Here is a 20804-nt window from a genome sequence, read left to right as displayed (position 1 = left end):
TTCATTAACTAGTGACTCTATAAATTTACATATACGCTTCAATTGGAGCACAACTACAAACTAAATTTCTGTCACCATACGCTTCATCTACACGACGAACCGTTGGCCAAAACTTATTATCTGCTATATAATCCATCGGAAAAGCGGCTTTTTCTCTTGTATAAGGGAACGTCCAAGTATCGGTTGTGAGCATTGCTAAGGTATGTGGAGCATTTCTCATGATATTATTTGTTTCCTCTTTTGAGGAAGCTTCAATTTCTTTTCGAATAGAAATCATCGCGTCACAAAAACGGTCTAATTCACCTAAATCTTCCGATTCGGTTGGTTCAATCATTAAGGTACCTGCAACCGGAAATGAAACGGTTGGAGCATGAAAACCGTAATCCATCAATCGTTTGGCAATATCAGTTACTTTAATGCCTTTTTCTTCAAAGGCTCTACAATCTAAAATCATCTCGTGAGCGGCTCTTCCCATTTCACCGGAATATAAAATTGGATAATGTGCTTCTAAACGTACTTTCATGTAGTTTGCGTTTAAAATGGCATATTTAGTTGCATCTGTCAGCCCTTCTGCACCTAACATGGTGATATAACCATACGAAATTAAACAAACCAAAGCAGAACCATAAGGAGCAGCAGAAATAGCTGTGATAGCTTGATCTCCACCAACATTTATAATCGGATTAGATGGTAAAAACGGTACTAATTTTTCGTTCACACAAATTGGTCCAACTCCAGGTCCGCCACCGCCATGAGGAATAGCGAATGTTTTGTGTAAGTTGAGGTGACAAACATCGGCACCTATAGTTGCCGGGTTAGTCAAGCCAACTTGAGCATTCATATTTGCTCCATCCATATAAACTAAACCGCCATTGTCGTGAATAATTTGTGTGATTTCGCAAATAGCACTTTCAAAAACACCATGGGTTGATGGGTAAGTAACCATTAAAGCAGACAAATTCGCTGCATGTTCAACGGCTTTTGCACGTAAATCTTCTACATCAATATTCCCGTTTTCCATGGTTTTAGTGACGATAATTTCCATACCTGCCATGGCTGCAGAGGCTGGATTAGTTCCGTGAGCAGAAGCCGGAATCAAGCACACATTTCTGTGGTTGTCACCTCGTGATAAATGGTAGGCACGAATGGTCATTAAACCCGCATATTCACCTTGTGCACCTGAATTTGGTTGTAAAGTTGTTCCCGCAAAACCGGTCACGATATTTAATTGATGCTCTAATTGTTTTAGCATGATTTGATAACCTTCTGCTTGTTCGACTGGGGCAAACGGGTGAATGCTGTTCCAATTAGCCATGGATAAGGGTAACATTTCGGCAGCTGCATTTAATTTCATCGTACATGAACCCAACGAAATCATTGAGTGATTTAACGATAAATCTTTGCGTTCTAATTTTTTGATGTAACGCATTAACTGACTTTCCGAATGATGATTATTGAAAACATCGTGTTGCAAGAAGGTTGATTTTCTTACCAAGTTTTCAGGAACCATTGACTCATTGGTTAACTGACTAACGGTTACTTTTTCTTTCCCAAGAGCTTCTGCAAAAATGGCAACAATTTGATTGATGTCTTTAATAGAAGTGGTTTCGTTCAAAGAAATTGAAATTGTATCGGCATCCACATAAAAGAAATTCACTTCGTGTTTTTCAGCAATTGCTTTTACTTTTGAAGCTTCCGCTTTTACAGCAATGGTATCGAAGAACGAAGTATTGGTTTGATAAACACCAATTTTGTTTAACGCATCCGCTAATGTAACAGCCGATGCATGTACTTTATCAGCAATGTATTGCAAGCCTTTTGGTCCGTGATAAACAGCATACATTCCCGCCATAACAGCTAATAAAACTTGGGCTGTACAGATGTTTGACGTTGCTTTTTCACGTTTGATATGTTGTTCGCGTGTTTGCAACGCCATACGTAAGGCACGATTTCCGTTGGTATCAATGGTTACACCGATAATTCTTCCCGGCATCGAACGTTTGTATTCTTCTTTGGTGGCAAAAAAAGCAGCATGAGGTCCGCCGTAACCCATCGGAATTCCGAAGCGTTGTGTAGTTCCCACTACTACATCGGCACCCATTTCTCCTGGAGAAGTTAGTTTTACTAACGATAAAATATCGGCAGCAACAGCTACTTTTATTTCGCTAGCTTTTGCTTTTGCGATAAAACCGGCATAATCATTTACTTGTCCGTATTTACCCGGGTATTGAAGAATGGCTCCATAAAAGTCTGATGAAAAGTCAAAGGTTTCATGGTTTCCAATCACTAATTCCACACCAATTGGTGTAGAACGTGTTTGTAAAACAGAAAGAGTTTGAGGTAAAATTTCTTCCGAAACGAAAAATTTATTTACATTGCTTTTCTTTTGGTCGCGAGAACGAACATCAAAGAGTAAGGCCATTGCCTCCGCTGCTGCAGTTGATTCATCTAACAGAGAAGCATTTGCAATTTCCATTCCAGCCAATTCAATAACTGTCGTTTGAAAATTCAAAATGGCTTCTAAGCGTCCTTGTGCAATTTCTGCTTGATACGGCGTATAAGCAGTATACCATCCCGGATTTTCAAAAATATTTCGTTGAATAACCGCCGGCACAATAGTTGGGTGATAGCCCAAACCGATGTATGATTTGAACACTTTATTTTTTTTGCCTAATTCCTGAATATGTGCTAAATACTCATACTCCGATATAGCAGGTTCCAAGTCTAATTTCTCCTTCAGAAGGATGTTGTTTGGAACGGTTTCATAAATTAACTGGTCTAAACTTTCAACGCCAATGGTTTTAAACATGTGTTGAAGGTCGTTTTCACGTGGACCAATGTGGCGTAATGCAAAAGCGTCTGTTTTCATGTATTTTCTTAAGGTAAAATGTGTGTTGTTTTAAGGACACAAAAGTAATTATTAGTCTTCTAATTATTCGTTAAACAACGGCTAATATTTTTAGAATTTTTCAACTAAATGAATGGTTTATCAACAAATTTTTACCGTTTGTTGATTTTGAGTTCTTCAAAAACTAAATTTTGGTAGTTTGCCGAGAATAAAACGTATTATAACGAAAATGTTATTGGAATGTTAAATACTTGTTTAATTTCGATTAAAATAAATTGTATAAATTATGAAAAAAATTACTTTTCTAGCATTTTTACTCTTAGCTTTTTTTCAGTTAAGTGCTCAAAATGTTGTGATTAACGAAATTATAACTTCAAATTCAACCGTAATCACTGATGAAGACGGAAGTTATGAGGATTGGGTAGAGTTATACAACACCGGAACTGAAGCCATTAATTTGGAAGGTTATGGATTAACCGATATTTCATCAAATCCCTATCAATGGGTTTTTCCTGCGTATTGGATAGAGCCCGGTGAGCATTTGCTTATTTGGTGTTCCGATAAAAACAGAACGGATATTAATTTTCCGTTGCATACCAATTTTAAAATTAGTTCTGGAGGTGAGGTAATTACACTAACAAAACCAAACGGCGATGTTGAAGACAGTTATCCGGCTATTTTGGTTCCTCAAAATTACACTTACGGACGGCAAACTGATGGTTCAGCAATTTTTGTTTATTTTCCTATCCCAACTCCAGGTGATACAAACAATAATGCGACAGGTTATACAGGTATTTTAACTTCTCCCATTTTTGCAGTAAATGGAGGCTTTTATTCTTCAAGTTTTGGTTTAATAATCAGTCATCCAGATCCAGAAGTCACGATCATTTATACGACTGATGGTTCAGACCCTAGTATTGATAATTTAGCGGGAACATCTTATCAATATAAAAACGAATACCCGTATGAAGTAGGACAAATGCCTTCGGAGAATTTTTTAACTAAGAATTTTCAGTCGTTTCAGTATTCAACTCCATTAACAATTGAAGATAGAACAAGTCAGCCCAATGACATTTCTACAATTTCGTCAACGTATGATTCTGATCCTTCTTACTATATTCCTAATTTTAATATTTTTAAAGGCACCGTAGTTCGAGCAAGAGCTTATAAAGCAGGTGCTTTAACAAGTCCTATTGTTACACAAAGTTATTTTGTTTCTCCTCAGGGAGCAGATTGTTTTTCTATTCCTGTTATTTCAATCAGTTTAGATGAGAATAAATTTTTTGATTATAATAATGGAATTTATGTTGCCGGAGAAGATTTTGACAACTGGCGTTTACAGAATCCAAACACACCAGCACTTTTTAATGCGGATAGCAATTATGATCGTTCCGGAGCAGCTACAGAGAAAGTTGGCCACTTCAATTACTTTGTTAACGGAAGTGAAGTGTTAAACCAACAAGTTGGGATTCGTATCAATGGCGGTGGAACTAGAGCTTATCAGCACAAATCATTACGTTTATATGCAAGATCTGAGTTAGGAGCTAGTACGTTTAACTACCCAATTTTTCCAAATGAAAATTATAACAGTTACAAGCGTTTAGTTTTGAGAAATTCAGGTAATGATTTTTTTAATACCTATTATAAAGACGCTTTTACACATGAATTAATTGAAAAAACAGGCTTAGATAATCAAGCGTATCAACCTTCCGTTATCTTTTTAAATGGAGAATATTGGGGAATGTTGAATATTCGTGAGCGGCTAGACAGACATTATTTTGAGAGAAAATATGGAATTGTTGAGGAGGATATTGAAATTTTAGCTGATGGTTATGTTATTGATGAAGGAAGTGATGCTCATTTTCAAGCCATGTTCTCTTATTTAGAAAATAATTCGTTGAGTAATGATGCAAATTTTTCATACATCAATACCCAAATGGATGTGGACAATTTTAGAGATTATTTTATCACAAACATTTTTGTTCAAAATACAGACTGGCCTGGTTGGAATACATTGTTTTGGAGAAAGAATACGGCAGCCTATTTACCTACTGCTCCTTATGGAAACGATGGTAGATGGAGAACGGCCATCAAAGACACCGATGCTGGCTTTAGTTTGATGTTGGACATTAACGACCACAATACATTAGAATTTGCGACTGCTTTAGGAGGACCAATTTGGCCAAATCCGGAGTGGTCTACCTTAATTTTAAGACGTTTGTTGGAAAATGAATCGTTTGAATTAAGTTTTATCAATCGTTTTGCAGATATGATGAATACGTTCTTTTTACCGGAAAGAGTAATCAACCTATCTAATCAGTTTGCTTCAGTGATTGAGCCTGAAATTGCACAACAATACAACCGTTGGGCAGCACCTTATAGTTTTTCATGGTGGTTAGAAAGTCAGAATGTGATTGAAACATTTGCGATGGAAAGACCGGTATACCAAAGAGAGCACATTCGTGCCAAGTTTGGAATTTCAAATGATATTGCGGCAACTTTAAATGTAAATGATGACACAAATGGTTTTGTAAAAATCAACACCATTGACATTACTTCAGATACACCTGGCGTTTCAGTAAATCCGTATCCTTGGACAGGAATTTATTTTCACAACATTCCGGTTACATTAACTGCAATTCCGCTAGAAGGTTTTGCATTTAGTCATTGGAGTGGCGATGTAAATAGTACAGAGGCTGAAATTACTTATACACCAGCTGGAAATTTTTCGGTAACTGCAAATTTTATTCCTAGTGAAGTACCCGCAACCGAGGAACCAATTTATTTTTGGATGATGGATGGTAGCGTAACAAACGACACGCCTTTAACAGCATTAAACTCCTCTTTTGAAGTAGGAACAGAAGGCATTTTAAGTTACGAATCCTGTTTGGTAGGCTATCCATTTGACAATACTCACCCAAACTGGAGAAAAGCGTCAATGGAAAGAAGAAATAGTCCAACAGACATCAATTATATGCCGGAGGCTAATAACAATTTACCATTTGCTTCTGCTGGAATGAGGGGTTTACAAATCAAACAACCTTTTCAAAATGAAGGTTTAGAAAATGCCATGATTTTTAGTTTTTCAACCCTAGGTTATGAAAATATTGTTTTTGGATTTGCAGCCAAAGATGAAAGTGCTGCAGACGGACTTGTGATGGATTATTCAGTAGATGGTTCGACTTTTACAAATGCCGGATTAGCCAATTCAAACATACCATTAACTGCTGCTTATCAATTGTTTGAAACAAATTTTTCTACTATTGAAGCGGCTAGTAATAACGAGAACTTTAAAGTAAGAATTCGCTTTTCGGGCGAAAATTTATCTGCCGATAATGGGAACAGAGTTACATTCAACAATTTTAGTGCTAAAGGAGTTGAAATTCCGTTGAGTATTCCTGAAAATACACATTTAAGTTTCAAAATTTATCCAAATCCTGCTACAGATGTTTTAAATGTTAATCATTCGTATAGCGATGTTACTTTTAATTTATTTACCATTGATGGAAAAATAATTAAAGGTGGAAATTTAGAAAATCAACAGATCAACCTTAGCGATTTACAGAGCGGAATTTATTTATTGCAACTTACGTCAGAGGGAAAATCTGAAACTAAAAAGATTATAAAAAAGTAAATTCAGTAATATTTTATTTGAAAGGAGTTTGTTTATACAAGCTCCTTTTTTTTATGGAGTTTTCAATAAAAAGCTGTTTATTGCAGAAAAATAACGATTACCTCTTTTGAAATTTTTTAAAAACATACTTGATTTCTATATTCAATCGTCGTTGCTTGTTGCTGTTGCAGTTTTGGCTTTGGTTCGTGTTACAGAAATTTCGCTCCAACTTTCAAACAACAAAATGTTAGAATTGACTTCGTTCTTTGGAACAATTGTAGGCTATAATTTTTTGAAATATTTTGAAGCTTTTCAAAAAGGGAATTTCGATTTCAACAAAAATCGCTATTTGATAGGATTGACTTTTCTATCCATCATTGCTGTGATTTTCTTTTTTCTGCAGTTGAATAACGCAACACAAATTTATTTCATTAAAATTGGGTTAATGGTGGCACTTTATCCATTTTTGCGAAAATTTGGTTTTTGGAAATTGTTTTTGGTCAGTTTTTCTGTCACGGCCATTACGGTTTATGCACCCATTATTCAGCAAGCTTCTTTTGAAGACAATGAAAAAATCATTTTGTTTCAACGGTTTTTGATCGTTATCAGTTTAATGATTCCATTTGAAATTTTAGACAGTCAAACGGATAATGAAACGCTGAAAACACTACCCCAACGATTTGGAGTTTTTAAAACGAAGTTGATTGGAATTGTACTTTTATTTCCTTTCGTTTTCTTGGAGTTTTTTAAAGAGAAAATGGAAATTTCAACATTTGTACTTGCTATTATGACGGCACTTTTTATCGGATTTACTACTTTCAAAAGAGATAAGTATTACAGCTCTTTTTGGGTGGAAAGTGTGCCGATTTTGTGGTGGATTTTGTTACTTATATAATCTTTTAATGAATTACTTTCTTTGAAATAACAGTATTATTATCTAATTTAATTTTTAAGATTATCAATTGATTTAATTTGTCAATTTTTATAACCATTTCGTTTGTTAAACCATTTTTTTAGAGAGTATTAAGCGACCATACACATCATACACATCAACTTTTGTGATAAAAGAATTTTTTGAATTAATAAACAAATCATTTTTTGTGTTGTAAACGATAATACTATCATTATATTCAGATTGATTTATTCCTAATACATCTTGATAAACGATTTCAAAACGACTGTTGAAAGTGCCTATTTCACTTGAAAAAGTATAATCGCCTAATTTTAAATCGTGTAAAGTAGTGTTGTAATTATCTTTCAAAAAAACAGTTTGATTAGAATTAAATAAGCCATCATATTGATTTAAACTAATTGTGTGGTTCCCTGCAAATTGTGTTTTAAAGCCTAAAAAGACCACATCATTACTATCAAATGGGAGTCCTCTTCCTTGAATTGAAAACTCTTTCTCTCCAATTAATGAAGTCAAAGCAGTTTCTCTTTCATGAATGTATTTCCCATCAATTGAAATGTCAATTCCCGATGTAGCATTTGGCATATATGCAATCATAGTTTGGCAAATATATTCATTAGCGTTATTCAAGTTTAACCAAATTCGATTGATCTCTGAATTAGCTCTCAAAAAGATGGTTTCATTTGTGGCAGTTCGCATTGCATTCGTGAAAATCAGATTTGAAGAATTAGCTTTTACGATAAAACCTTGACCGGAAGCAATATTTTCGTTTGGAGTTATAAATAGTGGGGCTCCTCCATCATTATTTGCAACTCCACCAGCTCCACCGGCTGTTGTGTAGGTTGCATACGAATCATGATTACTATTGTTCGTTTTTCTCCAAAAATAGATAGGTTCTTGAAGATTATTTTCCAAAATAAACTGATTTGCATCAATACTTGACGGATATGGATTTCCAATGGCATTGTACGTATTTTCGGTGACCGGAATAGTTATATTTCCATTGTTCGGTTTACCTTCAAAAATTCCTTCATAAAGAAGGGGAGTTTGTGAATGATCGTCGGGCATTCGAATTAAGTAGCCTTTAGCGGATTCAAAAGTTATGGTTTCTAAATCCAAAACAGTGGTATAAATATTTGTTGTTGGATTATAGTTGTAAAACCGATTTGGCAAGGTAAAAGGTGAAAAGTTTTGTAATAATTGGTCTGAAACGGGTGAGGACCACATTACGTAATCTAACCGCATTAATGGACTTGTTCGTTTTTTTACAAAAATGGATCCAATATTTTCAACATCGGAAAGTTGTATCAAGTTTGCTTCATTCTCAAGTGTTAAGCTTCCTTCGTTTTCAACAATTAATATTCCATTTAATGTGAGAGTGTCACCTGATGAAATAATAATATCTGCATTTGCTAATACCCAAAGAGAGCAGTAGCTAATGTTTCCGGTCGAAGTAAAATCATCTGAAATAATAACACTGCTGTTTTCATCGGGCACTCCGTTACTCCATTGGTTATTTGCCCAAGTTGTTGATTGAATTGTGATTGTAGTGTATGAAGAAAATGCATAATTTTCTTCACACTCTAACGATTGAACAACCGCTCTGTAGTAGTTAGTTTCGTTTATGCTTCCAATTGTTAATCCTGGTAAAGTTGTTGTTGTACAGTTAATGTCAACCGGGAAAGTAAAATTTGAATCTAACGATTTTTGCCATTTCTGCACGTTTCCTGAATTTCCAGTCAATTCTAAATCTGTAGGTAGTATGCCTAAGCAAATTGTTTGATTTGCGGATGTGATGCCACCCACCGCAATCCCAAATCCATCTGTGTCAATCGTAGTAGAATAAATTGAAACAGCACCCGTGGTTGAATACAATCTACCGTTTAATTGACTTCCTGCTCCCATAGAGATTGCTCCTCCATTTGCAATGAAAGTGCCCGAAATTGTTGTCGAGGCCGCCATGGAAACTGCTCCTTCTGCTATCCAATAGATATTGGATGCTTTCGCTTGGTTAGTTAAAATAATTGTTGAACCTGCTCCGGCAGTAAAGGCTCCACCAAATTTAAAAATAAAGCGAGCATCAGGATTTCCTTCACCATCTAATGTAAGTGTGCCTGCAACAGATCCGGCTCCGCCAATTGAATAGACTCCCGCAAAAAGTGTTTCACCATTCCCAAACGCAGGAGTGTGCGAACCATTAGTACTTGAAGTGTTGAGTAACTCGTTGAAGGCAGTAAGTAAATCTGCCGAAGCTTGATATGTTAGGTCGCCTGGATTATGAATTGTTCCATAAATTTGAGTAGGGGTCTCAAAGCCTGTTATCGCTCCTGCATGTGTGCCAATATCTCCCGTCACAGACGATATTCCTGTATTTCCAACGGCTCCAGAAACTGTAAAAAGTGCAAATTGTGAGGATGCTCCAAAATTTACAGAACATTGAGCAGATGCGTTGAAAATAAAACAAAAATAAAGAAAAAAGGAAATACAAAACGTTCCTTTATAGCATAAAGTAATTTTTCTCATGAAGTAATTTTAAGGATTTGGGACAATTATTCTAAATAAAATAATTGGTTTGAAGATTGATATAGAATTATTTATCTACATTTTTTCAAATCTAATCGCTTATCATGCTTAATAAATTTTTTTTATTGTTTATTTTAGTAATACTTGTTTAAAATGAATAGAGGGGTTTATTTTTATAATATGTAGTAAATTACGTCGATTTTTTTAGAGTTGGTGCTATGTGATTATTTGATCCTTATTAAAGGAGGATAATTGAGTACGTTGTTATGCTTTTCAGCTGACAAGTTATTGAAACCTGTCAATTGTAATGACCAAAAAAATTAGTAAAAAACAAACCCGAATTAACAACCGCAAAAAGCACAAATAAAGTATTCATTCCATAGCTTCCGAATTTGAATAATTTTCTTTTCGGAATGTCATACATTGGATAATAGGCAATTTGAGTTGCTACTTTCCCCACCCAATACGCGGCAATTAATCCGGTTAAAGCAACTGACAACGCGGATTGTTCTTTTAATTCGTTTGTAAATACAATAGCAATCAATCCAAATGAAAAGTTTAAGCCTTGAATGTATCTTCCGTATGTTTTGGCAATTTCCTGATTCAACGGTTTGAGTTGTTTCACATCATTATACCAATCAAATACCTGATGGCGGATGTACGGATAAATCAAAGCGGTGAAGATTTGGCCGATACCACTTAAGATAATTAGCCAGTTTGGGATGTTGAGGTTCATATTTCTTTTCTTTTGTAAATTAGTACAGATAGATAAATTGTTAATAATAATGGAATTGGGAAGAGAATATATGTCATAATATCGGAGTGATATAAATTCATATTGAAATACCAAAGGCCAAAAAACAATATGACAATCAAAATATAATTAATGAAATACCAATTTCTTGGATTTTCTATCAAAAGAATTATTCCTAATGCAACTTGTAGAAACCCTGTAAACATTGTAGAATACAAGCTCAAATAAATTGCATCTTCTTTAACTATTGGATAGGACGCCAGAATAATTAATGGTAGTAAGATTGCTAGGGTGTTTATGTTTTTTATTATTTTCATCTTATTTATTATTTTAAACTTTCAGAAAAAAATGAAAGTCATTATTAAAAAAATTTACTTTATCATCTTCACAACCAATTTTGCTAGCCAATTGTCTTTGAACTCCGTGATTTTATCCAAAACATTATCGGCTTTCAACACAAAGTCATACAATTTAGTTGTCTGATCTACAAAATGTTTTTCAGCGGCTGTTCCGTCTGATTCTATTGCCGAAACTTCTTTCAAAATCTTTAACGCCGGTTTAATTTCACGTTTACTGCGTTCTCTCGAAATTTTTACGGCCAATTCGTCTAAATCTTTTTCGGCAGTAAAAAACTCTTTGCGTTCGCCGGCTTTGTATTCTTTATACACAATTCCCCAGTCCATCAAAGCTCTCAAATTCATCGAAGCATTGCCACGTGAAATTTGCAATTCATCCATAATGTCTTCCATCGAAATCGGTTCGTGCGAAACCATCAACAACGCATGAATCTGAGCCATCGTCTTGTTAATTCCCCATTGCGAACCTAAAGCTCCCCAGGTTTGAACGAATTTATTTTTTGCTTCTTTGAATTCCATGAAACAAAGTTAAGTAAAAGTTTTTAAACTTTCAAAAAAAAATGAAAGTTTATTTTTTTAAATTCTAAAGAATTATAAAATAGTCAGATAATTAATCTTTAAAGAAATAATAATAGAAATAATTTAACTTTTGTGAGAAATATAGTAAGCAATAAAGGTTAAAGATTGTTTATACACTATGATTTATTTTTAAAACATATATTTTTATCCTTATTAACCAAATTATTTATTAATGAAAATTATTACAATTTTAAGTTGTTTTAGGTCTGTTAAATCAGCATCGAAAAGCAACATTTTTTACGCTTTGTGCCTATTTGCTTTTTTGTTAGGTCAAAATGTAAACGCACAAACTATTTTGATTAATCCTTCTGCAGAAGGAGGATTTGAGAACGGCTCCACTTTTGAAGCAAATGGATGGACTCCTGTTGGAGGCGTTACAAACACATGGACTGTTGGATCAGCTCCGGGATGGTTTACTGGTTCTGCAGGAGCTTATGTTTCAAATGACACAGGAACATCATGGGCTTACACGAATAACGCGATCAGTCGTGCGTCATTCTACAGAGACGTTGCTTTTCCGGCAGGGTCTGAGTCAGTGTCTTTAAAATTTGATTGGAGAGCTAATGGAAATGATGGTAATTGGGATAATTTACTAGTATATGTAATGGATACGTCTATTGTTCCTTCAAATGTAGGGCCTACAAGCACCAATACAACCACTACAGGATGGCCAGGTTATACAAATGGAACAACGGGTTATTTTTTATTACAACGCAATGGTACAACTGTGCCAACCGAAACTACAAATGTGAATTATACTTTTAGTGCTGCACAAATTGCTTTTGTTGCCGGTTCAACTAAACGTTTAGTTTTTGTATGGAAAAACGATAGTTCAGGAGGTACAAATCCACCGGCGGCAGTAGATAATATCTCACTTTCTGCGGTAGTGCCAACTTGCACAGTGCCTTTGAATCTTTCAACGAATTCTTTAACATTTAATTCAGTAAATTTAGAGTGGAATGAATCAGTTTCAGGATCAATTGGATTTGAATATGAATTGAGAACAAGTGGAGTGCCAGAAAGTGGTGCAACCGGACTTGTATCAACTGGAAGCTTAGCTGATGGAACTCTTTTTACGGATTTTCAATCATTAACAGCAAGCACAAACTATACTTTTTATTTAAGATCAAATTGTGGTGGCGCATTCAGTAGTTGGATTTCAGTGTCTTTCTTTACGGGATATTGTGTTCCTTCATCAACTTCATCCGCATCATATATTGATAATTTTTCAACAACAGGAGGCTCGGCAAATATCTCTAATCTCACTTCCGGGTACACAACCGGAGGTTATCAAGATAATTATGACACAGCAACTGTTAGTCAATATGAAACCGGAATAGTTAACTTTTCTACAGCAATTGTTGGTGGAACAGTTGGAACCAGTATTTGGGTAGATTGGAATAATGATTTAGTTTTTGATAATGCTACAGAACGCGTTTTTGTAACAACAGCTTTTGGTGGAAACCAATCAGGAAGTTTTGAAATTCCTGCAGGAACGCAATTAGGGGATTACAGAATGAGAGTTAGAATTGACTTTAATGCAGTTGCTCCAGATGCGTGTGCAAGTACAAATACAAGAACCGAAGCAGAAGATTATAAACTAACCGTAATTGAAACACCAAATTGTTTACCACCGTCGAATGTTACAGCAGCGGCAAATTCGCCATTTACTGCAACTATAAATTGGGCAACTTCTAGCACAGAACCAAGTGAAGGTTATCACTACTATTACTCAACGGAAAACACAGCTCCTTTAGCAGGAACAATCCCTTCCGGAGAAGTTGGTGCAGGAATTTTAACGGCACAAATTGATGCGTTACTTCCTAGTACAACTTATTATGTTTGGGTTAGATCAAACTGTGGTTCCGATACTTTTAGCGATTGGACATCCGATTCTGTTAGTTTTAAAACAGAATGTGAACCACCGGTAATCACCGAAACTACTCCCGGATCAGTTTGTGGTCAAGGAACAGTAGATTTGTCTGCAACTGCAAATGAAGGCACAATTAGATGGTATAATGCAGAAACGGGAGGCGTATTATTAGCAACCGGCGGAACATTTACAACACCGGTTATTGCTGAAACTACTTCTTTTTGGGCAGAAAGTGCAACAGGTTCAACTCAATCAGTAGGAAAATTGGCTCCACCGGCAACAGCTACAGGATCTTCTATTTCTAATTGGGGAATTGTTTTTAATGCAACAGATTCAGTTGACTTACAGTCAGTTTCAGTTTATTCAACTACCGCAGGTACATTGAACATTAAAGTAACCGATGCAAATTTAGTAGAATTATATTCAACAGGAAATGTGGCTATTGCAGCCGGAGGTACAACAACTCCGACTACAGTTCCACTTAACTTTACAGTACCTGCTGGAACAGGGTATAGAATTTTAGTTAAAGCATTCTCAGGTGTAAACTTAATCAGAGATTCATCAACCTTAACATTCCCTTATTTAGGAACTGATGGGATTGTTAGTATTACCTCTTCAGAATGGGGCGGAACCACTACAGGAACGTATTACTACTTTTATGATGTAAAATATGCTACAGGTTGTGCTTCTGAAAGAACAGAAGTCATCGCAACAGTTTCATCTGCTCCTGATTTTTCTTTAAGTTTAGATAATTTAACAATTTGTCCAGGAGAGTCTTCGGAAACTTTACTCATCGAAACTGGAGAGGAAGAATATGACACATATGTTTGGTCTCCATCAACAAATGTAACAGGAGACGCAACAAACGGATGGGTATTTAATCCCTCTGAAACAACAATTTATACGTTAACTGCTTCTCAATCTGCAGGAGCATTGTGTGAAACAAGTACAGAATTAACAGTTACTGTTAATCCGGAACCGGTTATTGCTGTTTCTGAAGTTGGAAGTATTTGTGCAGGAACATCTTCAACGCTAACCGCAACTCTAGTAGAAACGGTTGTTTTGGGAACTGACGCAACGTTAACTTCTGCAACATCTCAACCAACTGCATTTTGTAATCGTTGGGATCAATATTGGAATCAAACCATTTATACTGCTGCAGAGCTTCAAGCAGCTGGGTTTACAGCCGGAACAATAAATGCTGTAACCTATGAAATTACTACGATTGGTTCGGGAACAAATGTTACTAATTTCTCAATAAGAATTGGAAACACAACAGAAACAACTGTATCATCTTTTGCAACATCTGGTTTTACAACTGTTTATGGTCCTGCAACGTATGAACATGCAATTGGCTTAAACACCATTACGTTTGACACACCTTATGTTTGGGACGGAGTTTCAAATATTATTATCGATGTTAGACAAGATGGAGCTGATTTAGCAAATAATTCAATTACCTATTACACCGCTACAGCACAGCCAATGACAATTTCGGCAATAACATCTACAGATTCTTCAGTAACAACATTGCAAGATTTAGTAGCTGCTGCATCGGTAACACCTGCAACTTCTTTACAAAGATTAAACGTTATTTTTGATGTTACAGGAGATGCTTCTGCCATAGAATGGTTATGGACACCGGGTAACTTAACAACAAGTTCAATCGATGTTACACCAACTCAAACAACAACTTATACCGTTAGAGCAACCAATACAACAACTGGCTGTTTCACAGAAGAAACCGTGGAAGTTACAGTTAACACAGTAACCGCTCCAACCGGAAACGCATTTCAAACACTTTCAGAAGGTCAAACCCTTGCTGATCTTGTAGTTAACGGTGAAAACTTAACTTGGTATTCAGACGATAATCTACAAGAACAAATCCCATCAACCACAGTTGCAGAAGACAATACAACGTATTTTGTAACGCAAACCGTGGGCGAATGTACGAGCGAAGCTCTTGCAATTACAGTAGAAGTAACGCTAAGCACAGGCGATTTCAACCTAGTTTCGTTAAAAGCATATCCAAACCCAACAAACGATTACCTAACGGTTTCATACAGTAACGACATCACAACTATTGCCGTAATCAATATGTTAGGTCAAACGCTTATGACAAAAGATGTGAATGCAAACACAACTGAAATTGATATGACATCACTTCCAGCCGGAAATTACTTTGTAAAAGTAACCGTTGAAGGAGCTGTAAAAACAATCAAAATTGTGAAAAACTAATTCCATATTACAAAGCACACAAAAGCCACCGCGAGGTGGCTTTTTTTATACAATAAACCGAAACTAATTTTAATTTGGGCGTTCCCCTCCGCAAGCTACGGGTCAGGCTTTTCGTTACAAGTCCTCGCAAAAAATGCCATTTTCTTTAACCTAAAAAGAGCTTCCGTTGGTCGCTTTTTTGGCTTAAGAAAATGGCATTTTTTTGCTGTGGGCTTTGCACTTCAATCCTTAACGCGGGGAAGTGCTAAAATCAAAGATATTAAATCTAAACCAACCCCGCTCTCTTCAACAACGCCTCCACTTTCGGTTCCTGACCTCTAAACTTTTTATACAATTCCATCGGTAAATCTGTTCCACCTTTTGATAGAACGTTATCTTTAAATTTGGTCGCTACTTCTTCATTAAAAATTCCTTTTTCCTGAAAATAAGCAAACGCATCGGCATCCAACACTTCTGCCCATTTATAACTGTAATATCCCGACGAATAGCCACCTTGAAAAATATGCGAAAACGACGTGCTCATACAATTTTCTTCCACATCAGGATATAATGAAGTTCCTTCAAAAGCGGCTTTTTCAAACGCTTTTACATCAGCAATGGTTTGAACTTTTGCGTGATAAGCAATATCCAATAATCCAAAACTCAACTGACGCATCGTCGCCATTCCTTCTAAAAAACTCGCACTTTCCTTGATTTTTTCCACATACTGTTGCGGAATCACTTCGCCGGTTAAATAATGCTTCGCAAACAAAGCCAACGCTTCAGGTTCGTAGCACCAGTTTTCCATCACTTGACTTGGCAGTTCCACAAAATCCCAATACACCGAAGTTCCCGACAAACTCGGATACGTCGTGTTCGCCAACATACCGTGCAATGCGTGACCAAATTCGTGAAACAAAGTTGTGACTTCATTAAAAGTTAGGAGGGAAGGTTTCGTTTCCGTCGGCGGCGTAAAATTGCACACAATTGATACATGTGGTCGTTCGTTCACGCCATTTTTAATGTATTGTGGTTTAAAAGAGGTCATCCAAGCTCCGTTTCGTTTTCCTTTTCTCGGGAAAAAATCAGCATAGAAAATAGCAACCAATTCTCCTTCGAAGTCTAAAACTTCAAAAGTCTGCACATCATTGTGGTATTTATCAATATCAAAGACTTCTTTAAATCTGATGCCGAATAATTTTTCAGCAATGGTAAAAGCTCCGTTTAACACATTTTCCAATTTGAAATAGGGTTTCAACAATTCATCATCCAAACTGAATAATTTCTGTTTCAATTTTTCAGAATAAAAAGCTCCGTCCCATTTTTCTAATTGCTCAATTCCGTCTAAATCTTTAGCGAAAGCGGTCAATTCAGCAAATTCTCTTTCTGCGGCAGGTTTAGCTTTTTCCAATAAATCATTCAAAAACGCTTTCACTTTTTCCGGATTTTGAGCCATTCGTTCTTCCAAAACAAAATGCGAATGCGATTCATAACCCAACAAATTCGCTCTTTTATGACGCAATTCTACAATACGTTTGACATTTTCTCTATTATCAAATTCATTGTTTTGAAATGCTTTTTTTCCGGCAGCGATGGCGATTGCTGCACGCAATTCACGGTTTTCAACATACGTTACAAACGGCAAATAACTCGGAAAATCCAACGTAAAAACCCAGCCCTCCAGTTCTTTTGATTTGGCTAAGCTGGCGGCCATTTCTTTCGCTCCATCAGGCAAACCTTTTAAATCGGCTTCGTTGGTAATGTGCAATTGATAATTGTTGGTTTCGGCTAAAACATTTTCGCCATACGTCAATTTTAACTTGGCCAATTCAGTGTCAATTTCACGTAATTTCAATTTGTTTTCTTCCGAAAGTAAGGCTCCGTTTCGTGAAAATCCTTTGAATTTTTTATCTAATAAAGTTGCTCGTTCAGTCGTTAAAGTCAATTTATCTTTTTGATCATAAACCGATTTCACACGTTTAAATAATTTTTCATTCAGCGAAATATCATTGCTAAAAGCAGTCAATAAAGGTGAAACTTCTTGAGCAATTTTCTGCATTTCATCACACGTTTCAGCCGAATTCAAATTAAAAAATATTGACGATAATCGATCCAATGCTTCACCTGAAAAATCCAATGCTTCAATTGTATTTTCAAAAGTGGGAACTTCTGAATTGTTCACAATTTCGTCCACTTCAGCTTTCGCTTTTGCAATGGCTTCTTCAAAAGCAGGTTTGTAATTGTCTAATTTTATTTGTGAAAAAGGTGCGGTGTTGTGTTTGGTTTCAAATACTTCGGTTAACATAAATTCAATTTTTAATTTTCAAAAGTACGTACTTTGATACGTTTTATCAACCGTTGAATTACGGTTTCTTTAAGAGTAATTAGCTTTTCCGATTAATTTTCACTACCTTATCCATTAATTGAATTTATAACATGAAATACAACATCACGATTAATAGCATTTTAAATGTAAATGAAATTCCGGACTATTGGAATGAACAAGATTATTTAAAATTACTCGAATTATTTAATTTTCCAGACCCTGAAACAATTGCGAAAGAAAACCTTTTGGACTATTTGAAAATGGCCATCACGGATGAAAAACCAACCGATGCAGCAGTCATTTTATTGACTTATAAATTGAGCGAAGAATTAAACGAAGGTCAAATTTCACAAATATCTAATGATATGCTTTTGGATAAAGTTTGCGAAGAATATCCTGAAATTGATTTGCATGCTCCGTTGTTTCACATCAACCAATTATTGTATCTTGCTTACAATGGAAGATTTCCAAATGCAACCGCTACAATTTTAAACTGTGAGATTATTGCCGAGGATACGGAAGATAAAAGCGAATTAGGGAACGAACAAATCCTGAAAATTCTAGCCCAAGGTTTAGGAAAAAGTGCGTTATTGAAACGTTTATTTCCTGAACAGCTCGCCGGTGCTAAACCCTTTCCTGAAGCAAACGATATTCTGTGGGAATTGGAGTCATTAGGCTCAAACCAATACAAATTAATCACATCGGAATATTGGCTTTCTAAATCCGATTTTGATCAAGGAGAATACATGGCGGATATTGTTTTTGATGAAGAAATGGAGGAGGAATAGCCTTTGACTAGCAAACGGAATACTAATGATTTCAGAGCGGACATGTGAATACTTGTCCGCTCTGATTTTATGTAAAAGCTAGTTTATTGCTATGTGATAAGGGTACCACAACTATGGAGTATCTACGAAGTATCTATCGAGTATTTATATATTAGACACACTAGATATACGCCATATATACGCTGTAGATACGCTATAAATATGAACAATCAAGGATTGTTAAGAGGTTTGTTTATTCAATCCGTCAGCAGCTTTATTAACTGCTTCTTTCAAGCTTTCTTTGTAGAAAACAATTTTATCCAATACACATTTATCGTGACTTCCGATGATTTGTGCGGCTAAAATTCCGGCATTTTTGGCTCCGTTTAACGCTACTGTTGCGACAGGAACTCCACCCGGCATTTGCAAAATCGACAAAACAGAATCCCAACCGTCAATTGAGTTACTTGATTTCACCGGAACACCAATTACTGGCAAGGGCGACATCGAAGCGACCATTCCCGGTAAATGGGCTGCACCACCGGCTCCGGCAATAATTACCGAAATGCCACGCGTGTGAGCATTTTTGCTAAAATCAAACAATTTTTCCGGTGTTCGGTGTGCCGAAACAATATCGACTTCGGTTTCTATGTCAAATCCTTTTAAGATGTCGATGGCTTCCTGCATGACCGGCATGTCGGAGATACTTCCCATGATGATGGCTACTTTGCTCATTGGTTTTGTTGTTTCAAGTTTAATGTTTCAAGTTTAATGTTTCAAGTTAATTTGGTTTATACTGTGACTGCGACTAAACACTGACCACTCTAATACTATTCTTCACTTCTTCCGCCACCTTTCTCGCTTCCACCATATTTTCATTTACAATCGTTACATGTCCCATTTTGCGGAAAGGACGTGTTTCTCTTTTGCCATAAATATGTGGTGTTACGCCATCAATAGCCATAATTTTTTCAATATTTTCATAAACAACAGGTCCATAAAATCCGTCTTCACCCACCAAATTTACCATAATTCCGGCAACTTTGCTAGCGGTATTTCCCAACGGTAAGTCTAAAATGGCTCTCAAATGATTTTCAAATTGCGAGGTATAACTGGCTTCAATGGAATAATGGCCTGAATTATGTGGTCGTGGAGCTACTTCGTTGACTAAAATTTCATCATTTTCGGTTTGAAACATTTCCACTGCCAATAAACCTATGTGATTAAAAGATTCAGAAACTTTTAACGCAATTTCTTGGGCTTTTTGAGCTACTTTTTCGTCAATTCGAGCGGGGCAAATCACGTATTCCACTTGGTTGGCTTCAGGGTGAAATTCCATTTCTACAACCGGATACGTTTTTACTTCACCGGAAACAGAACGTGCAACGATTACCGCCAATTCATTCTTAAATGGAATCCTATCTTCGGCAATGCATTCCACATCAGGAAGTTTGACTAAATCTAAAGCAGAACGGCAAATTTTTACACCAGTTCCGTCATAACCAAATTGAGCACATTTCCATACAAAGGGAAAATCTAATTCATCATTTTTTATTGATTCTTGTAATGATTTTAGACTCACAAATCGTTTGAAATTTGAAGTTGGAATATCATTATCAGCATAAAAATCCTTTTGCCTTCCTTTATTTTGAATTTGATGCAATGTTTTTGGAGAAGGATAAATCGGTAAACCTTCTTCTTCCAACTTAAGAAGAGCTTCCAAATTTACATTTTCGATTTCAATAGTCAATAAATCAACCATTTTTCCAAAACGATAAACGGTTTCAAAATGCATCAAGCTTCCTTCAAAAAATTGATTGCAACCATATTGTGCGGGAGCTTCCGGACTTTGATCTAAAACAAAAGTTTGTATGTCAAATTTTCGGGTTTCAGCCAAAAGCATTTTGCCTAACTGGCCTCCTCCCAAAATACCTAATTTAAAATCGGATGAAAAATAGTTCATTGTGTTGTTGTAGTTATGGTAGTTGTTTGTTGTTGTTATTTTAAAATTGATATTGAATTTGTCATTGTTATTGAC

Annotated in this window: 11 protein-coding genes; 4 read left to right on the top strand and 7 right to left on the bottom strand. The window is 35.9% G+C overall.

What is annotated here, in order from left to right; genetic code table 11:
* Window positions 1-25 precede the first annotated feature (25 nt).
* Window positions 26-2869 (bottom strand): aminomethyl-transferring glycine dehydrogenase, encoded by a 2844-nt coding sequence (gene gcvP, locus B0I10_RS12060; RefSeq protein WP_112086762.1) that lies wholly within the window; start codon window positions 2867-2869, stop codon window positions 26-28.
* A gap of 265 nt (window positions 2870-3134) precedes the next feature.
* Between gcvP and B0I10_RS12055 the strand changes: the two genes are divergently transcribed.
* Window positions 3135-6482, top strand: coding sequence for a CotH kinase family protein (locus B0I10_RS12055; protein WP_112086761.1), 3348 nt, complete (start codon window positions 3135-3137; stop codon window positions 6480-6482).
* Window positions 6483-6588: 106 nt separating this feature from the next.
* Window positions 6589-7356 (top strand): hypothetical protein, encoded by a 768-nt coding sequence (locus tag B0I10_RS12050; protein WP_112086760.1) that lies wholly within the window; start codon window positions 6589-6591, stop codon window positions 7354-7356.
* Window positions 7357-7461: 105 nt separating this feature from the next.
* Here the strand turns inward: B0I10_RS12050 and B0I10_RS12045 are convergent, their stop codons facing one another.
* The 3 genes from B0I10_RS12045 to B0I10_RS12030 all read right to left on the bottom strand — a co-directional run bounded on the left by B0I10_RS12045 (window position 7462) and on the right by B0I10_RS12030 (window position 11523).
* Entirely contained in the window at window positions 7462-9894 is a 2433-nt protein-coding gene (locus B0I10_RS12045) for an ice-binding family protein (protein WP_112086759.1), read from the bottom strand.
* A 298-nt stretch (window positions 9895-10192) separates the two neighbouring features.
* Window positions 10193-10630: a hypothetical protein gene (locus B0I10_RS12040; protein WP_112086758.1), complete on the bottom strand. Its 438-nt coding sequence runs from the start codon at window positions 10628-10630 to the stop codon at window positions 10193-10195.
* A gap of 389 nt (window positions 10631-11019) precedes the next feature.
* Window positions 11020-11523 (bottom strand): GbsR/MarR family transcriptional regulator, encoded by a 504-nt coding sequence (locus B0I10_RS12030; protein WP_112086756.1) that lies wholly within the window; start codon window positions 11521-11523, stop codon window positions 11020-11022.
* A 232-nt stretch (window positions 11524-11755) separates the two neighbouring features.
* Here B0I10_RS12030 and B0I10_RS12025 point away from each other — a divergent pair, with 232 nt between their 5' ends.
* Entirely contained in the window at window positions 11756-15694 is a 3939-nt protein-coding gene (locus B0I10_RS12025; protein ID WP_112086755.1) for a GEVED domain-containing protein, read from the top strand.
* 265 nt (window positions 15695-15959) lie between these two features.
* Here the strand turns inward: B0I10_RS12025 and B0I10_RS12020 are convergent, their stop codons facing one another.
* Window positions 15960-17978: a M3 family metallopeptidase gene (locus tag B0I10_RS12020; protein ID WP_112086754.1), complete on the bottom strand. Its 2019-nt coding sequence runs from the start codon at window positions 17976-17978 to the stop codon at window positions 15960-15962.
* A gap of 131 nt (window positions 17979-18109) precedes the next feature.
* On the opposite strand from B0I10_RS12020, the gene B0I10_RS12015 reads away from it, so the two are divergent.
* Window positions 18110-18787 (top strand): hypothetical protein, encoded by a 678-nt coding sequence (locus tag B0I10_RS12015; RefSeq protein WP_112086753.1) that lies wholly within the window; start codon window positions 18110-18112, stop codon window positions 18785-18787.
* A 219-nt stretch (window positions 18788-19006) separates the two neighbouring features.
* Here B0I10_RS12015 and purE read toward each other — a convergent pair whose 3' ends face one another.
* The gene (purE, locus tag B0I10_RS12010) at window positions 19007-19501 is read right to left on the bottom strand and encodes a 5-(carboxyamino)imidazole ribonucleotide mutase (protein ID WP_112086752.1); all 495 of its coding nucleotides are present in this window, start codon (window positions 19499-19501) and stop codon (window positions 19007-19009) included.
* Window positions 19502-19574: 73 nt separating this feature from the next.
* Entirely contained in the window at window positions 19575-20729 is a 1155-nt protein-coding gene (locus B0I10_RS12005; protein ID WP_112086801.1) for a 5-(carboxyamino)imidazole ribonucleotide synthase, read from the bottom strand.
* Between the last annotated feature and the right edge of the window lie 75 nt (window positions 20730-20804).

The sequence above is a fragment of the Flavobacterium lacus genome (assembly GCF_003268815.1).
GTDB classification, from domain to species: domain Bacteria; phylum Bacteroidota; class Bacteroidia; order Flavobacteriales; family Flavobacteriaceae; genus Flavobacterium; species Flavobacterium lacus.
This window is presented reverse-complemented; position numbering and strand designations above follow the sequence as displayed.